Raw genomic sequence first — 16,773 nt, 5'->3', positions numbered from 1 at the left:
AGCTATTCGAAACTTTAGAGGGAGATAATAATGAAAAACGTAATATTATTACCGCACAAGGACGAATACTGCGAAGAAATTTTCCGACTGTCTTCCGTTCCAGCTGTAAAGGATGCTTTAGAACTACCGGATGGGACACTTGAAGATACGATCCGTTTTAGCCGCTCGGTAAGACAAGAAGAAAAATCAGGAAAGAGAGTACCGCGTATGATTTTGAATGAACAAAATCAGCTGGTCGGCTTGACTGATTTGATGTATATCGATTACGCGAAAAACTCCTGCCATATCGGAACTTGGATTGGTCACGAATATTGGGGGCAAGGGTATAACGAAGCGTCTAAAGTCGCCATATTAAAAATCGCTTTTGAAGAGTTGGGGTTGTCGTATGTGTTCGCAGGGGCTAGAACGGTCAATATCCGTTCTCAAGAAGCGCAGAAAAAATTGCCGTTTATCAGCTTACATGTGGAAGCTGAATTCCCTGAAGAGCATCAGGCGCTTGAAGACAAGGAAAAGCAAGCTTGTGTTTTGCATGTTTTTAGGAAAACAGATTTTGAAAATTATCTTGAGGGCCCCGATGCACATGCTTAATCCATATCTTTAAAGCACAAAAAACACCGGCAGCGACCGGTGTTTTCAATGTGGCTCCACATGGACATGCACAGCCGAAATATCGTAGCGTTTCATGAGTTTGACTTCCACTTTAGTGGAGATATCGTGAGCGACAGCGATGCCCAAATCACCAGGTACGAGGACGGTCACATCGACGACGGCGCGATTGCCATAATTTCTCGCGCGGATTTCACGAACTTCTTCAACGCCTTGTGTAGCGAGCGCGGTTTCTTTGAACGATTTGATAAGTTCTTCATCAAAACCATCCGTCAATTCGTGAGTCGCATCCCAAAAGATGCCCCAGCCGGTTTTGATGATCAATAAGCCAACAAGAAGCGCCGCGATGGGATCTAGCCACTGCAGATAAAACTGCGCGCCGATAATCCCGACGACTGCTGCGATGCTGACCCAGGCATCGGATAAATTGTCTTTGGCCGCCGTCGCGACGGCTTTACTATTAATTCGTTCAGCTAGTTTTTTGTTATATCTATATACTAAATACATAATAAGAGCGGAAAATCCGGCAGTCCAAGCGGAAAGCAAGCCTGGCGTTTCACTGGTTCCTTGGAAAAGTGAGATGACTGCCGAATAGACGACTTGCAGGCCAACTGCCACGATGATAAATGAGGCCACCAAAGAAGCAACGGTCTCTGCCCGCCAGTGCCCATAGGGGTGGTTGCCATCTGCCGGCTTTTGCGATAGTTTCAAGCCGATCAAGACAGCAGTCGATGCCACGATATCCGTGACATTGTTCAATCCATCTGCCTGTAATGCTTCCGATCCGGCTAGATAACCGATCCATAATTTAATCACGGATAAAACAATATATGTAGCAATGCTGAGCATCGCGCCCCGCTCGCCTAATTTCAGATTGTCAAAGCGTTCCTGTTCCATGTTAAATTCCTCCGTCTCGCAAGTCCTTGAGTAGGATACCACCCCGAAATCGTGTGTGTCTACGGCAAAGTTTTTTCAGTATAGCAACTGAAAAGGGTGCGGGAAAGAAAGTTTCGGGAGGGAAAGTGGAGGAATATTTGATCAATATAAGTTTTAAATACAGGAAGCGGGGCAGAAGCAGAGAATCGGCTAATGGAGTGATTGTAAACATCGACTCTTGATTACGGAACAATTTCGCCATTAAAAAACAGCGCCAGTAAGAATTTCTTCTTTCAGGCGCTGTTTTGATTAGCGGACGTCGAGTATGTCGTTGAAGATCAAGCCTTCACCGTCGATATCGATGAGCTTCAAGCGTTTCGTTTCTTTGACGAAAATGCTTTTGAATTCATCTCCGTCTTTATTCAATAGTAGTACGCGGTCACCGGAATTGTCAGAGACGAATTCTGCTTCTAGTGAATCGCTGCCGATTTCCTCGTCGATCACGGTAAACTCCGGCAAGGATTCCAAATCTTGTAGTTTGGCGTTTTCGGGGGACACGTCTTTGATAGCGGTAAACGATTGTTCGTTTTCTAAAGCGGCTTCATTGCCTGCGTTCGCTTGTTCTCCGCTGCAGGCAGTGAGCAAAGCCGCAGAAGCCAATAAGGTAAGCAATGGTTTATGCATATGTTTCAACCTCCTTTCAAATTCGTCAGAAGAAAAATATTAACTGATCATGCTGCTGAAATCCGGCGCAGTCGGATTGGCGATGTAATGCCCGCCTTCCACTTGGATCGTTTGGCCAGTGATGAATTTGGATTCATCGGAAGCGAGGAACAGCACAGTGTTGCCGATGTCATCCGCCTCTCCGTGATAAGGAAGGGCATTGTATTTCTCGAAAATCGCCAGCACATCCGGCGACAAATTGTTTTTTGCAGCAGGCGTCAAAATCAGGCCCGGCGCGACGCCGTTGCAGCGGATGTTGTCCTTGCCATATTGGGTGGCGATATAGCGCGTCAAGTTGACGACCGCGGCTTTGGATGCGCCGTATGCCGAGCGGATCGCATCTCCTGTGAAGCCGGCCATTGACGCGGTGTTGATGATCGAGCCACCACCCGCTTCGATCATGTGGGGAATGGCGAAGCGACTGCCGAGCAATACGCTTTTAACATTGACATTCATAAGGCGATCCCATTCATCCAAATCGATATGGAGTACATCCAAGTCTTTTTGCAGATTGGTGAGGCCGACATTATTGAACAAGACTTGCAGGCTACCGTACTGCTCAACGGTGAAATCGACCGCATCCTGGATCGATTGTTCTTGTGCAGCATCGAGGAACACACCCATCGCTTCGAGTCCTTGTTTTTGGAGAGACGCCGCGGCCTGTTTAGCACCTTTTACGTTATAATCCGCAATGACGACGCTCGCGCCTTCTTGTGCCAATAACGTAGCGGCAGACAGTCCGATACCCGATGCGCCTCCAGTGACCAATGCGACTTTGCCTTGAACTCGATTCATTTGGATTCCTTCTCTCTGTTTGTTCGTTTGGCTTTCAAGCCGTTTAAGATTTTTTCATTGAGCGCTAAATACTGGGCGATTTCGTCCTCATCTAGCACTTCGAACAGCTCCATATGCTGTTTTTGGCCAAGCGCTTGTGCTTTTTTCAACACCTTTGAACCTTCTGGTGTGATTTCAAGCAGCACTTGCCGGCGATCCTGGTCGTTGGACCGTCGCACGGCTAATCCCATTTTTACCAGCTTGCTCGCGATATTGGTCATCGCCCCACCCGTAAACCCGAGCAGTTCTGCAAGCTTCATCTGGTTTTGCGCGCCGTTTCGCTCGAGTTCGCCGAGCACGAGAATAGGGGAAACCCCGACATTATGCGGAAAGGCATCATTCCACACAACAATGGATTCATTCGTCACGGCTTCAACGGTGTGGATCAGTTTAAAAAGATTATCTGTATCCATAATTTGTACACTCCTATTAATCAAAGAATTCATTCATACGAATATACTTTAACACTAAACTATTTAATACTAAACAGTTAAGCTTACGGAGATTGCAAGTTGATACTCGTGCACCGAAAAATTTATAGGAAATCCAATTTGATGGGAATTAATGTTAATATGAAAAGAACGAAATCCACGTGTATTCACAGCAATTTACAAAAGGGGAGAAGGGAATGCAGTATTTTATTGGAATTTCACCACCTAAAAGTTTTTCAAATAGAGTGAGCCGGTTTAGAAAGAGCTGGCTAAATGGCCAGGTTGAGAAAGCGGTGGAACCGCATATTACCTTAAAAGCGCAAGGGGGCTTAACACCTGATGAGAGCTGGTTTGAAGATGTGCGACAAGCCTGCCGGAAAATAGAACCGTTCGAAGTGGCTATTGGCAATACTGCGTTTTTCGGGGAAGATGTTCTGTACTTAGAGGTCGATTCGTCAGAGATTAAGAAACTGCACGAACGGCTTGTTAAGGCAATTAAACCATCTGAGGAAATGATCTCGCAGTATTTTGAACTGGATCGATTCGTTCCACATTTGACGCTGGCAAAAACGAGTTACGGATTGTCAGTACAACAGCTAAAAGAGATGGCGCAGCTTGCGAGTGAAGAGCTCGATATTTGCCAGTTTGAGCTTGAGTCTATCCGGATCTATCAGGAAAACGGCAATGGCCGATATCGGAAATACGTAGACATTCCATTAGGCTCGCATAAGAGCTAAGCTAAAAATGACAGGGGACTGAAACAAGCATGTTCAAATCATATGTGGCGGCAACCGAAAAATACCGAGCCTTCATCATCGCCTTTAGTTGCCTAATAGGACTTATCAGTTCATGGGGAGACAATGGGGTGCTGACATGGATCATGGCGGCAGGTGTCATCATTTGCCCATTGATTGGTATCTCGGATTTGAAGCAAGCTCGCCTGGAACAGAATTCGGCTAAATGATAAAGAAAGGCCCCGCGGCAAACAAGCAGCGGGGCCTTTTGTAAATCCTATTCTTTATTCGCAGCTTCACGGTATTTAGGGAAATACCCCAAGATAAAAGCGAAAGCCGAGAAAATCGCTGCCAATACAATCGTCGGCTGCTTCAACATTTCACCAATTTTGATGACAAACTCTCCGTTGCCGATCGCAAGGCCCACTAATTGGCTTAATACCATGATGAGCCCCAATGAAATCGACAGCAATAAGCAGATTGTGAAAAGCCGTTCCAATACTTTTTGCATTATTATTCAACCTCCTTATATTGGTAGAATGCCCATGCCAATGAGCCAACCGATCAACACCACAGGGCAGGCGTAGTACAAAATCAGCATGACGAAGGTTTTTTCCGGCCGTGCCCCGACAATGCCGGAAGCAATATAGATAGATCCAGAAGCTGGCGGCATTTGGGCTGAAGTGGAAGCGAACGTCATAACGGCTACCGCCGAAATAATCGGTGAGAAGCCAGATGCAGCCAGGATTTCATAGGAGACCAGCCCGACTGCGGTCAATGTGCCCGTTGAAGTCAATGGGCCGGCAATGGCAGTGATGCCGAGCCCGACCAGTAGAAGCGTCAACCAAGCTGGAGTGTCAACAGAACTCATCATATATGCAATATTGTCGGACAGGCCGAGTGACGTGAGAACTTCACTGGACGCCACGGCGAAAAATATGAGTGCGCCAATTACGGTAAAGCGCGGAATTGATTTTTGGATAAAAGCAGAGATCTCCGATAAAGAGCGTGGAGCAGATTTGCCGGCTAATAAGAAAGCAATTGCGATCATCAATGTCGGAATCCAGATGACGATGTCAATACTATCGAGCGCTTCCTCGCCGAGTGAAGGGATATTCATAATAAATTCGCTGATCGGCCCAATCGTCAACACCAACGGGATGATAGCTCCTAAGTAAATCAAAATGGAAGTCCAGCCATCTTTCAATGAAACGCTTAACGGGCTAAGCGAATCCGGCGGGAATGCTTTAATGTTTTGTTTCTTAACAAAGTAACCAATCATTATCAATCGGTGCAAAAACTGATAGGCGCCCGCAATCAATAAGGCGATGAAAAATTCACCGGTCGTAATGGCTGCCGCGACTGGAGCAAATCCCAAAATGATGAACATGGAAGAAGTAGGAGGAAGGGCAGACGCCATTCCGCCATTCCCGACCATGACCGAGGCGGCAATTTCTTTGTTCCAATTATTGCGTAGCATCCAAGGTCCTGTAATGGAGCCTGTGGCAGCTGTGTTGCCGGAATCCCCGCCGGACAAAGTGCCCATCACGGAAGAACCGACAGCATCCATGAGAGCAGGAGCCCCTGGCAGTCGGCCGACCAGCGAGTTCAAAATGGCCAATAGGCGCTCAACGATACCGAATTTGTCGATTACATATGCCATGAACACAAAAGCGATAGCTGCGTAAAGTACTGAAAATGTCGAAGCGAACTCGATGCCTTGCATGAACAGGGCAAAGGCTTGAGATCCGCCAAGTGGGATGATGGCCAAAAAACCAATCAAAGCTGCTTCGCCCAAATTCCTTTTCAGTTTTACGCTCCAGAAAACTAAAACGCTTACAAAAATAACGAGTGCAATAATTCCCATTATGCGATCTCCCTTCTATGTCTCAATCGGAATGATTGATTTTCTCCATGACTTGTTTCCAGGTTTGAGGCGCTTCTCCATCGAATTGCTCTTTGAGTTTCGAATCCGTGAGCAATTGCAATTTGTCGCGCGTGGCTTTGGTCATCAAGGTGTCCACTTCATTCTCATTCAGAAATTCAAGCACATTGTCCATCTCTTTGACGCGCCGCTCTGCGTGGAGCACGTTGCCGGTGATAAGGCGATTGATCACATTTTCGAACGGCTCCTTGTCGATCGTGTTAGTGATCGACGCAGTAATCGTCTCATCGAGATCTAATTTCTCCGCTACTTCCATTACTTCATGAAGAAGGGTGGAAAGCCCTTTAGTGAAGATGCTGCGGATGAATTTAATGTTTGTAGCATCGCCGGCGCCTTCACTGACGAAGTCCAAGTTCATTTCCAAATTTTTTCCCTGGCGGATGAATGCTTGTGCAGCGGGGCCGCTGACAATCATCGGCACTTTATGCTGGTTGCCTTTTAAAGGCCCCATAATCGCGGCGTCTACAAACCGGCTTTGTGTGGATGCCAATCGCTCGCTGATTTGCTGTTTAATGTTAGCGGAAGCGGTCGTCAAATCCACATACAGCGTCTCGTTATTTACTGCTGGGAAAACAGAATCCCATGCACTCTCTGCATACTGCGCAGGAACTGCGACAAAGAGAATTACCAAGTTTTGCTCAGCCACTTTCAAAGGGCTATCGAGCAAAGTCACGCGGGCTTCCTCAGCTCGCTGAACCATGCCGGGGTCTTTGTGCTGTTGATCGAAAGCGAAAAGTTGGAGTTCGCTCTCAAGATTGCGGAATCCTTTAGCCATCTCGTATCCTACTTCACCAAAGCCGATAAACCCTATTTTCATATACTCAATCCCTTTCCGGTATGCCGTATTTTTTTAATTTACCTTCCAGCCAGCTCGGGGCGATCGCGGATTTTTGCTTTGTGCCGGAGTGTTGCTTGTATTGCTGGATGATGTCGAGGCGGTTTTGTTCGTAAGCCAATTTCTGTTTTGCTTTTTCAATAATCCCGGAAGCTAGTTCATGAGGGATCACTACTACTCCGTCTTCATCCCCTACAATATAGTCGCCCGAAGAAACGAATGCGCTTGCACATGCGATATCTTGATCGAACGAGCCAGGTCCTTCTTTTTTGGGGCCTGTCGACATGAAACCTTTTGCATAGATTTGAATATCCAATTGCTCAAGTTCTTTTTTGTCGCGTACCAGGCCGTCGATAATGATTCCCTGAATTCCCAATGCTTCCGCAGCCCCAGCCATCAACTCCCCTAAGTAAGCAGAGCCTTTATGGTCTTGTCCATCGACTACGATAATGTCGCCTGCCTCCACTTCGTAAATTGCGTGATGCAAAAACAAATTGTCGCCTGTTGGAAGGGATACGGTCCGTGCCCGCCCAACCAGCGGCTGTTTGTAATTCACCGGCTTTACCCGATAGTCCATCGTATTGTTCGTCTCCATCACATCAGCGAAGATGGAAGAACTTATTGTGCGCATCTGTTCAATCAACTGCGAATCTGTTCCCGGGGAAGATTTGGTCATGTGAAAACCACCTTTGTAATATTTATTACTTAAAATTAAGTAAAAGTAATTTTCATTACTATACCAATTGATCTTTACTATGTAAACCCTTTCATCGAGTAAAAGACAAAATAAAAAAACTTTTCAGAAGACGAATGAGATCTTCTGAAAAGTTTAGGAGGCTGCCCGAAGACGGTGTCAGGAATCTTTCGATGAGTTGTTGTAATGATAATCCATGCCGGTTAGCACATCGTTGATGAGGTCCAATCGCTCTTTCGTTTTCTCGGATTGGGTAATGGCAGTTGCGTTGATCAAATAGTCGGCGACAACCATCGCTGAGATGGGCGAGTTATGAAAAGCGAGGCTATCCGATTCGCAGATAAGCGTGAGATCCGCAAACTCGACAATAGGTGAAGAAAAACTATCGGTGATGGCCACGATTTGCACATTCCGCAATTTCGCGGCTTTGACAAAGTCGATGATGCGCTTGGCATAGCGCGGAAAACTGGTAGCAATGATCAAATCACCTTCATTCATGGTGATGACTTCATCAACCCAATCGCTCGTATCGGCAATGACAAGCTTGGCGTTGCCGGATGTCCGGTTCAAGCCATTGCTCAGGTATTGCCCGACCGGAAGCCCGCTGCGAACGCTCGTGCAGTAGATGTGGCGTGCGGAGACGATCTTTTGGACCGCTGCATCAAGTTGCGCCTTCGGCAATTGTTCGGCCAAGGTGCGGATAAGATGCAAGTGATGAGCAATGGTATTTTCCCACAAGTCGCCTTCAGTGGGACTTTCGAGGTTCAATTTCAGCCGGTTCTGCGGAGCAGTTTGATCCCGCAATCGTTGCTGCAAGCCTTTTTGAAACTCGCTATAGCCGCTGTACCCAAGATTTGCGGTCAGTCGCATAATGGTGGTGGTACTGGTATTCACACGCTGTGCCAATTCGTATACGGTTAGAAAAGCGGCTTCTGAAGAGTTTTTCATAATATAATCCGCAATCGTACGTTGGCCAGCCGTCAGTTTCGACAAGTTTTCTTTGATCGACGTTAAAGGATCCATCCCTAATCCGCTCCTTTTCAAGCACAGCTGATTCGTTTTCACTTTTATTCAGTGTACTATACATGTTTTAACTAAAGTGAAGGGTGATGCATATATTCACTTCCGGTGAGTATTATCCAAACGCTTAGATTCGCTCATGCGTTTCTCCAGCGTAAAGAGGAGCAGCAAGATAATGGTGATAAAAGCGTTCAATGTCAGTGCTAGGGGCCATAAATGGTCAGATGTCCCGTCATTTGCGTGCAAGTACAAATAAATTCCCAGTGAAATGCTGCATGCCGCAGCGATAGCCAGCAAAATTTTCAACAATACAATTCCTTTTTTCATCAATAACGCCTCGCTAAGAAAACCCAGGGTGAAAACAAAGTGCTAATCATCAATGCGCTTAGAATAGTGATCGCGTCACTGGCGGTTAAGTGGATGATGTTAAATTCAAGCAATGAATTGAGGGCGAAAGAATAAAACAAAAAAGCAAAAAAGGTAAAGAACATGCCTTTCTGTCGGATTAGCTGCATCCGTTCATCTTTTTGGGCAAATTGTGGATACAAGTAACTTAAACAAAAAGTCATGACAGCCATGGAGAGGATGATATAGGTCGCCGGTAGTGGAGCGCTATTGGCCATAAATGCAGCGAGGAGCAAAAATCCGCCCATCAGAAAAAATACTGAGCCTAGTGCTGAAAATGCGATGCGGTAGCTGATAGCAATTCCTCCTTATCGATTCAAAAATTCACGAGCCGTCTTTTAAAAAGAAGATGTTCTCCACGTGGGTGTTGAATAGTCGGCCCATCTGCAAGGCGAGGGGGAGGGACGGGTTATAGCGCCCTTTTTCGATTGAAATGATGGTCTGTCTGGATACGCCTAATTGTTTGGCGAGTTGGTCTTGGGAATACCCGTGTGCTTCCCGCAATTCCTTTAATCTATTGTCCACGCCATCACATCCTTATAGGTATGATTCTATGCTACGTGGAAGGGTTGTAGCGTGTCAAGTCAGCTTTACATATTGGTCTTTAAAATTGATAGAAAAAAGACGAAGCCTATTCCAAGGCTTCGTCTTTTCGGAGTGTTGAAGAAGTCTATGGTTTGTTCTCAACTACGAAAAAGAGTGTCTTTTTCTATTTTCCACAATTCGTAATCTCTCTAAGTATTTGGAGAAGTGTTCGCTCGACTCCTGTGGAACAGCGAGACGACCGAGACCCCGGAAGGCGCGTAGCGACTGAGGAGGCTTGGGCGCGAGCCCACGGAAAGCGAGCGATAAGCTTCGGAAAATACGACTTTTTAACTTTCTCGATAACTGAACAAGACGAAGCCTATTCCATGGCTTCGTCTTGTTCAGTTAGTTTAGGCTCGCGTGTGCTCATGCGAATTGTTTCCTGAAGAGCAGCGAGTTCTTGTTCAACTTCCGGGAATCCTGGAATTTCTGGAATCACATGCTCGGCAAATGGCCAGTTGCCCTCTATCGCATTTGCCATCATTTCAAAGAACAAGTAAAGCTGTCCGAGTTGCGCGGGTGACAAGGCGAGTCGGTCTTTTTGCGCCGCGTTCTCAAGCAGGAATCCAAGCTGTTCGGCAGCGAGAAATACTTGTTGCAAATGGGAGAGGTTTTCTGTTCGCTGCGGCAATTCACCTCGAGCGGTATCGAAGACTAGCTTCAAGTTGGTATGCATTTTCTTCAGCTCAATTGGCTCGGCTTCGATATCCGGGCTATAAGGCGAAAATAATAGGCTCATGAAACGCTGTTGGCTGCGCAAAGTTTTGGCCGCAAGCTTGCGGAATTCCGTATTCTTTGCGGTTCGGTTTCGTTTCATTCCAACGCCTCCTGCGAATAAGTTCTCTTTTCGCTATTATTTCATAGATCGATTTTGAAGGGCGAGTCTCAGCTGCTTTCTAAAGAACTCCTTCGAAAATTTATTATTCATTTTATAGCTTTATGGATTTCTATATCGTTGTAAATTTTTCCGCTGCCATAAAAAATCTGCCGTAATGTCGATGAATTTATCTGAACGAGAGGAAAGCTGAGCTAAGGGGTTTCGTATTACCTATGTGGCATCCGCCTTATAGAGTGGAATGCAAATAAAAATATTATACAGATAAAAGTATTTATGCCCTTCTCGGATTTATTGGTACCTAATCCTAATGTTAGGTGCTAAAATGAGGTGAGTAAGTTAAAGGGGTGTATGAATGAGCAAATCAGCAGCACGAATCACGGCCATCGGATCGTATGTACCCGAGAAGAGGCTGACGAACTTGGACCTGGAACAATTGGTTGATACAAATGATGAGTGGATTCTCCAGCGCACCGGCATCCGAGAGCGCCGCATTGCGGGAGAACACGAATTTACGAGTGATATAGGTGTGAAAGCGGTACAAGATTTGGCACAACGCTATGAAAAAACCTATGAGGATGTCGACATGATCATTGCCTGCACCATGACGCCCGATTTCAAGACACCAAGCGTGGCCGCAATGGTCCAGGCGAAACTGAACATCCCGAACGCAGGAGCGATCGATTTGAATGCGGCTTGTGCAGGGTTTTCTTACGGGCTGCAGGTGGCGAACGGCTTGATCACCTCCGGATTGCACAAGAAAATTTTGGTGATCGGCGCGGAAACGTTCTCGAAGATCCTCGATTATACCGACCGCTCGACGTGCATCTTATTCGGTGACGGCGGCGGGGCAGTGCTGGTCGAACACGACGCAGACAATCCGAGCTTTATCGAATCACATATGGGAACAAACGGCGCTTTGGCGAATAACCTGTATTGCACAGACTTGGCCGGCGAGATGTTCGGCGAAGAGTTGACTGCCCGCAACGTCGTTTGGCAAAATGGCCGTGAAGTGTATAAATGGGCGGTCAACACGGTGCCAAAAGGAGTCAATGCCTTGATGGACAAAGCTGGCGTAACGCCTGGCGAAGTGGACTGGTTCGTGCCGCATAGCGCCAATTTGCGAATCATCGAATCGATTTGCACGAGAAGCGGCTTATCGCTCGATAACACCATCTATTCACTCGAATATTACGGCAACACCTCTGCTGGCTCAATTCCCTTGTCGCTTGCACAAGGGGTGAAAGACGGCCGCATCAAAGCAGGCGACCAATTGCTGCTGTATGGATTTGGCGGCGGTTTGACACACGCTGGTATGCTGGTGAAATGGTCGATTTAATAGTGATAGAGTTGAACTCCTGCTTTTTTGCAGGAGTTTTTCTATTGGGCAAAAATAATAGTGGATTAATAAGAACGTTTGTTCTATAATAGAATTATAAGAGTGAATATTCAGTTAATTAGTTTATAATAAAGCCATCGTTACATGAATGTATCCTTCAAAGAAAAGGTGAGGAGCATGGAAACAAGAAAATGGGAGCAGGCGAACGGCTTAGCTGTAGAAGCGACAGGACTGGTGAAAGTGTACGGCAAAGAACGGGCGGTAGATGGCGTGGATTTGGTGATTCCAAGAGGCACGGTGTACGGCTTTCTCGGGCCAAACGGAGCGGGGAAAACAACGACGATCCGCATGCTGTCGACCTTGATTCAGCCGGACGATGGAAGTGCCTCAATTTTTGGCCATGATTTGAAAACAGAAAGTGCTGCGATCAAAAGCCGTATTAGTTTGACCGGCCAGTATGCCTCGATCGACGAAGATCTGACCGGTATTGAGAATTTGGTACTGATATCTAGACTCATGGGCTATACGACCAAAGAAGCAAAGCAGCGGGCATCGGAATTGCTATTGGCATTCGGCTTGGAACAAGCAGCAAAACGCCAAGTGAAAAAGTATTCAGGCGGCATGAGGCGACGCATTGATATTGCCGCAAGCATCGTCGTCACGCCGGACTTGCTGTTTCTTGATGAACCGACAACGGGACTGGATCCAAGAAGCCGCAACCAGGTATGGGAGATTGTACGCGCGCTCGTGGGGACAGGGACGACGGTACTGTTGACGACTCAGAATTTGGAGGAAGCAGACCAGTTAGCGGACCGGATTGCGGTCATCAACCATGGGAAAATCATCGCAGAAGGCACGAGCAGCGAATTAAAAGCATCGGTCGGGACAGGCACATTGACTGTGCAGCTGCTGGAGGCGACGGACCAGTCTAAAGCGGCATCCATTATTGAGCAAAAACTCGGTGCGGCGGTTCATGTCTCTACCGACGGCGTGACCTTGAGCGCCCAGGCGAAAGATTCTTCCATCGTGGCAGAAGCGCTTGGGGAACTAGGCAAAGAAAAAATTGGCATCAGCGATTTTGCGCTCGGACGGCCAAGCTTGGATGAAGTATTTTTGACATTGACCGGACAATCCGCCAGCGATCAACCGACTGAGGAGGAACACTCATGAGCGTGCAGATCGATCAAGACCATACGGAGTATCAAGAAGTGCACCCATTAAAGGCCGTTGCGGGCGGCAAACGGCCGGATCCGCCGAGCGCGATGGCGTCGACGATGGCCTTTGCCCACCGAGCGCTGCTTAGGATCAAGCACGTGCCGGAGCAGATGTTTGACGTTACGGTGTTTCCGATTATTTTTTTATTGATGTTCACTTATCTATTTGGCGGCGCAATCGCCGGGTCTACCGGTGAATATTTGCAGTTTCTTTTGCCGGGTATTTTGGTCATGACGGTCTCGCAAATTACGATGTACACCGGCATCGATTTGAATAACGATATCCGAAAAGGCATCTTCGACCGCTTTCGCACCTTGCCGATTTGGCTGCCTTCCGCTTTGATTGGGGCTTTGCTTGTCGATGTCATTCGCTACTCGCTGGCATCCGCGATTATGATTGGCCTTGGGCTGATCCTCGGATTTCGCCCAGAAGGCGGCGCGCTCGGTGTTGTGGGTGCAGTGTTGGTCATTTTATTGTTTTCGTTTAGCTTCTCTTGGATTTGGACAGCCGCGGGCATCATCATGCGTTCGGAAAAGTCTTTGATGATGGTCAGTTTTTTGGTGGTGTTTCCGCTGACTTTTGTCAGCAATGTCTTCGTTGATCCGTCGACTTTGCCGTCTTGGCTGCAAGGCTTCGTCAACATCAATCCGATCTCCATTCTCGCTACAGCGGTGCGCGGCTTGATGCACGGCAACGGCACGTGGGAACAGGTCGGTTGGGTCGTTGTTGTATCCGCGATTTTTGTGGTAATTTTCGCGCCGCTGACCATGTATCTATACCGGAGAAAAGAGTAAGCTCGAGCTTAATCGGAGGATCTGCACAAGCAGGTCTTCTTTTTTTGTGCAGATAACTAGATGCTTGCCGTATACTGAACAAAAGTTATTTGGCGTTTCAGTTAGCGGGAGGAGAGCGATACATATGAAAAATCGAAGAGAGGAAACGCATTTCCGCTGGGTTGGCAGCGAACAATCTTTTGTCGACCAGCCAGATATTCAACAAATCGGCCCTGTGACGATCGGGCGGTTTGGGGGCAATTCAACAGCAGGGCAAACGAAAAATGAAGACGGCTGTCTGGTTTGGGTGAACGCGAAGGAAGACTGGGAATTTACCGTCTTATTGGATGCCCATCAAACGGCCGAAAGCGCGGAGCTCGTTATAGCGGAAATCAACCGTTTGGAACCTTCGATAAATGAAGCTTTGAACTTGCCGGTAAAACAAGCATTCAGCCAGCTATCGGAAATCTTGCTGGCGAGCTTTGACAGCGAACACTTTAAAGCGGCATGCCAAGAAGTGCAAGGCGAAACCGCCGTCTTGTGCACAGTGCGAAAAGGTAAATTCCTCTGGTGGTTGTCGATTGGAGACTGCCTATTGTATGTGTTTCACCCTGAGCTGGAAGCACTCGGCGAGACGCAGCAAAACCACCGCAGCTTTTACGAGTGGATTGGCAAAGTAAACACTTTCGAATTGCCGGTGCCTTGCTATAGCACAGGCACGAAGGAATTGCGAAAAGGCACCAACCGCATCTTGCTGACGACGGACGGACTTGTCGAATGCCCGAACACCGCTTTTTCCGATCCGCTGGAAATGGCCAAACGTTTCAAGACGGGGTCCAGCACACAAGGCGTTGAAGCGCTGCTGAGCGAAATCAAAGACAAAAATGTTCGTGACAGTACCACGATCCTATCCTGGATGATTGAAGTCGAAAGCGAATCCACGCGCCCCGGCAACGAGCCAAGGTAGTTTCGGCAGCTTAGATCGATTTTTTAAAAAAGGAATTTTAAGGAAAAAGAAGAATGGATATAGAGGTGAGTGAATAAGGCAGTTGGACACTGCCGTAGACAAAAAGGGGATTTTTTGTGGAACAAACAACTGCACAAACGTGGAATTTAACTTCTTTGTATGATGGAACGAGCCAATCAGCGGAATTGAAAATCTTCATGGACGAGTTGCGTCATACACTCGAACAAGCGGCTGGGCAATTGCTAAGCTACCGAAATGAGGGAGAGCGTGACACCAATGCCTTGCTTGAGGTCATTGGCCAATTTCAATTCGCGTTGCTCGGCTGGGAACAACTCGATGATTTCGCCATCTGCGCATATGCAGAAGACGTAAAAGATCAGGAAGCGATTGCCTTGATGGACGAAAGCATGGTGTTAAAAGCGAAACTCTCTTCATTGCAGATTGAATTAGACCAAGCCTTTGCTGAATTTCCAGATGCGGAGTGGCAGGCGTTTATCGCTAACGGCCGCATACAGGCAATGTCTTTTTATTTAAATGAAAGAAGGCAGATGGTCAAAGACCGCTTGCCGGTTGAACTAGAGCGAATGATCAGTGCGTTGTCCGTTAATGGCATAGCTGGCTGGGAACAGCAACACGAATTGATTTTGACGAAATTGAGGGTTTCAATCGAAGTGGACGGGCAACTGCAGGAAGTATCGATCGGCCAGGCTTTGAATGAAGCGGTCAACGGCAAAGACCGCGAAAGCCGACTTCAGGCAGTTAGAGCCATTGATGAGGCCTGCGACGTGCACGCTGATACTGTTGCGGCCATTTTGAACCGTGTGGCCGGATCCCGGTTGGCGATCTACCAACAGCGGGGTTGGGACAATAAATTAAAAGAAATGCTCGAGCACAACCGGATCCAGGAAGCGTCGATTGATGCGATGCTCACGGCTATCGATGGCAATAAAGACTTATACAGAGCCTATATTGAACGGAAATTGAAATTGGCTGGAGTGGCACATGCCAACTGGTCTGATTTGGAGGCGCCGGTTTTCTCGCTTTCCGAAAAAGTGGATTTTGCAGCGGCGAAAACGGTCATCAGCGAGCAATTCCATCAGTTTAGCGACAAGCTCGGAAATTTCGCTGACCACGCTTTTGAACAAGACTGGATTGAAGCTGAAAACCGGCCAGGCAAAGCAGAAGGTGGATTTTGTGCGTCAATGCCATTGGCGAAAGAAAGCCGGATCTTCCTGACGTATCGTGATACTTATCAGGATTTGATCACATTGGCGCACGAACTGGGACACGCTTACCATAACTATATTCTTCATGACGAACCAGCGCTCGCACAACAAAAAGGTGTAAGTGTGGCAGAAACGGCTTCTACGTTTATGGAGAATCTGGTGCTGGATGCCGTCATCGACCAGACGCAAGACGAAAGCGAACTGCTCGCCATGCTCGAAACGAAAATCCGGGACGGCTTGAAGTATGTCGTGAGTGTGCCGAATATGTTCCGCTTTGAACAACAATTTTACGGCCAGCGGGCAAGTGGCATGCTGTCGGCAGAGCAAATCAAAACCTTGATCGCAGAAGTGGAAACTGACATTTACGGCGGGTTGGTGGAGGAGTTGGCGCTTCACAAATGGATGTTCATCGGACATTTTTACGATGCTGAAAAAGCGTTCTACAACATTCCGTACACGATCGGCTATTTATTTAGCAATGGCGTCTACGAACAGGCGAGAAAGCAGCCCGAGGGATTCCCGGAGCGCTATGATGCATTATTGCGCGATTCCGGAAAAATGACTGTCGAGCAATTGGGCGAGCATTATTTGGGGGCGGACATCACGCAAATAGCATTCTGGCGAGATGCACAGAAATCGCTGACATCGGCCATTGAAGAGTATTTGGAGTTGACTGAAAAGCACCTTGCAGCGGATGCCAAAAAACAATCATGAAGACATTAGAAACAAA

21 protein-coding genes are annotated in these 16,773 nt (G+C 47.3%); 8 read left to right on the top strand and 13 right to left on the bottom strand.

Annotated features, from left to right (window positions below):
* Positions 1–30 precede the first annotated feature (30 nt).
* On the top strand, positions 31–588 hold the full coding sequence (locus AY633_RS06855) for a GNAT family N-acetyltransferase (protein ID WP_068487584.1): 558 nt from the start codon (positions 31–33) through the stop codon (positions 586–588).
* Positions 589–633: 45 nt separating this feature from the next.
* Here AY633_RS06855 and AY633_RS06850 read toward each other — a convergent pair whose 3' ends face one another.
* From AY633_RS06850 to AY633_RS06835, 4 genes are all read right to left on the bottom strand, one after another.
* Complete coding sequence (locus AY633_RS06850) at positions 634–1,503, bottom strand: cation diffusion facilitator family transporter (protein WP_068487583.1); 870 nt, start codon at positions 1,501–1,503, stop codon at positions 634–636.
* Positions 1,504–1,791: 288 nt separating this feature from the next.
* On the bottom strand, positions 1,792–2,166 hold the full coding sequence (locus tag AY633_RS06845; RefSeq protein WP_068487582.1) for a hypothetical protein: 375 nt from the start codon (positions 2,164–2,166) through the stop codon (positions 1,792–1,794).
* A gap of 39 nt (positions 2,167–2,205) precedes the next feature.
* Positions 2,206–3,000: an SDR family NAD(P)-dependent oxidoreductase gene (locus tag AY633_RS06840; RefSeq protein ID WP_068487581.1), complete on the bottom strand. Its 795-nt coding sequence runs from the start codon at positions 2,998–3,000 to the stop codon at positions 2,206–2,208.
* On the bottom strand, positions 2,997–3,452 hold the full coding sequence (locus AY633_RS06835; protein ID WP_068487580.1) for a MarR family winged helix-turn-helix transcriptional regulator: 456 nt from the start codon (positions 3,450–3,452) through the stop codon (positions 2,997–2,999). Before AY633_RS06835 ends, AY633_RS06840 begins: the two co-directional genes overlap by 4 nt.
* 215 nt (positions 3,453–3,667) lie before the next feature.
* Between AY633_RS06835 and AY633_RS06830 the strand changes: the two genes are divergently transcribed.
* The gene (locus AY633_RS06830) at positions 3,668–4,207 is read left to right on the top strand and encodes a 2'-5' RNA ligase family protein (protein WP_068487579.1); all 540 of its coding nucleotides are present in this window, start codon (positions 3,668–3,670) and stop codon (positions 4,205–4,207) included.
* A gap of 29 nt (positions 4,208–4,236) precedes the next feature.
* Positions 4,237–4,434 carry a hypothetical protein gene (locus tag AY633_RS06825; protein ID WP_068487578.1) on the top strand — a complete coding sequence of 66 codons (198 nt, stop codon included), beginning with the start codon at positions 4,237–4,239 and terminating at the stop codon, positions 4,432–4,434.
* 47 nt (positions 4,435–4,481) lie between these two features.
* On the opposite strand, the gene AY633_RS06820 is transcribed toward AY633_RS06825, so the two are convergent.
* The 9 genes from AY633_RS06820 to AY633_RS06780 all read right to left on the bottom strand — a co-directional run bounded on the left by AY633_RS06820 (position 4,482) and on the right by AY633_RS06780 (position 10,505).
* Positions 4,482–4,715: a hypothetical protein gene (locus AY633_RS06820; protein WP_068487577.1), complete on the bottom strand. Its 234-nt coding sequence runs from the start codon at positions 4,713–4,715 to the stop codon at positions 4,482–4,484.
* Between the two features lie 15 nt (positions 4,716–4,730).
* Positions 4,731–6,071: a TRAP transporter large permease subunit gene (locus tag AY633_RS06815; RefSeq protein WP_068487576.1), complete on the bottom strand. Its 1,341-nt coding sequence runs from the start codon at positions 6,069–6,071 to the stop codon at positions 4,731–4,733.
* Positions 6,072–6,093: 22 nt separating this feature from the next.
* Entirely contained in the window at positions 6,094–6,966 is an 873-nt protein-coding gene (locus AY633_RS06810) for an NAD(P)-binding domain-containing protein (protein ID WP_068487575.1), read from the bottom strand.
* A gap of 4 nt (positions 6,967–6,970) precedes the next feature.
* On the bottom strand, positions 6,971–7,660 hold the full coding sequence (locus tag AY633_RS06805) for an RraA family protein (protein ID WP_068487574.1): 690 nt from the start codon (positions 7,658–7,660) through the stop codon (positions 6,971–6,973).
* A gap of 177 nt (positions 7,661–7,837) precedes the next feature.
* Complete coding sequence (locus AY633_RS06800) at positions 7,838–8,701, bottom strand: MurR/RpiR family transcriptional regulator (protein ID WP_068487573.1); 864 nt, start codon at positions 8,699–8,701, stop codon at positions 7,838–7,840.
* Positions 8,702–8,797: 96 nt separating this feature from the next.
* Positions 8,798–9,025 carry a hypothetical protein gene (locus tag AY633_RS06795; protein WP_068487572.1) on the bottom strand — a complete coding sequence of 76 codons (228 nt, stop codon included), beginning with the start codon at positions 9,023–9,025 and terminating at the stop codon, positions 8,798–8,800.
* The gene (locus AY633_RS06790; protein ID WP_068487571.1) at positions 9,025–9,351 is read right to left on the bottom strand and encodes a permease; all 327 of its coding nucleotides are present in this window, start codon (positions 9,349–9,351) and stop codon (positions 9,025–9,027) included. The genes AY633_RS06795 and AY633_RS06790 overlap by 1 nt, the downstream gene beginning before the upstream one ends.
* 76 nt (positions 9,352–9,427) lie before the next feature.
* Positions 9,428–9,628, bottom strand: a complete 201-nt coding sequence (locus AY633_RS06785) for a helix-turn-helix transcriptional regulator (RefSeq protein WP_068487570.1) — start codon at positions 9,626–9,628, stop codon at positions 9,428–9,430.
* Positions 9,629–10,007: 379 nt separating this feature from the next.
* Positions 10,008–10,505 carry a hypothetical protein gene (locus AY633_RS06780; RefSeq protein WP_068487569.1) on the bottom strand — a complete coding sequence of 166 codons (498 nt, stop codon included), beginning with the start codon at positions 10,503–10,505 and terminating at the stop codon, positions 10,008–10,010.
* Between the two features lie 373 nt (positions 10,506–10,878).
* Between AY633_RS06780 and AY633_RS06775 the strand changes: the two genes are divergently transcribed.
* The 5 genes from AY633_RS06775 (at position 10,879) to AY633_RS06755 (ending at position 16,757) form a co-directional block, all read left to right on the top strand.
* Complete coding sequence (locus AY633_RS06775; RefSeq protein ID WP_068487568.1) at positions 10,879–11,862, top strand: ketoacyl-ACP synthase III; 984 nt, start codon at positions 10,879–10,881, stop codon at positions 11,860–11,862.
* A 177-nt stretch (positions 11,863–12,039) separates the two neighbouring features.
* Complete coding sequence (locus tag AY633_RS06770) at positions 12,040–13,032, top strand: ATP-binding cassette domain-containing protein (RefSeq protein WP_068487567.1); 993 nt, start codon at positions 12,040–12,042, stop codon at positions 13,030–13,032.
* Positions 13,029–13,871 carry an ABC transporter permease gene (locus tag AY633_RS06765; RefSeq protein ID WP_068487566.1) on the top strand — a complete coding sequence of 281 codons (843 nt, stop codon included), beginning with the start codon at positions 13,029–13,031 and terminating at the stop codon, positions 13,869–13,871. Before AY633_RS06770 ends, AY633_RS06765 begins: the two co-directional genes overlap by 4 nt.
* A 124-nt stretch (positions 13,872–13,995) precedes the next feature.
* The gene (locus tag AY633_RS06760; protein ID WP_068487565.1) at positions 13,996–14,817 is read left to right on the top strand and encodes a protein phosphatase 2C domain-containing protein; all 822 of its coding nucleotides are present in this window, start codon (positions 13,996–13,998) and stop codon (positions 14,815–14,817) included.
* A gap of 116 nt (positions 14,818–14,933) precedes the next feature.
* Positions 14,934–16,757 carry a M3 family oligoendopeptidase gene (locus AY633_RS06755; protein ID WP_068487564.1) on the top strand — a complete coding sequence of 608 codons (1,824 nt, stop codon included), beginning with the start codon at positions 14,934–14,936 and terminating at the stop codon, positions 16,755–16,757.
* Positions 16,758–16,773 lie beyond the last annotated feature (16 nt).

The organism is Planococcus maritimus (assembly GCF_001592825.1).
Taxonomy (GTDB): Bacteria; Bacillota; Bacilli; order Bacillales_A; family Planococcaceae; genus Planococcus; species Planococcus maritimus_C.
The sequence above is the reverse complement of the archived record's forward strand: the minus strand, read 5'-3'. Positions and strand labels throughout refer to the sequence as shown.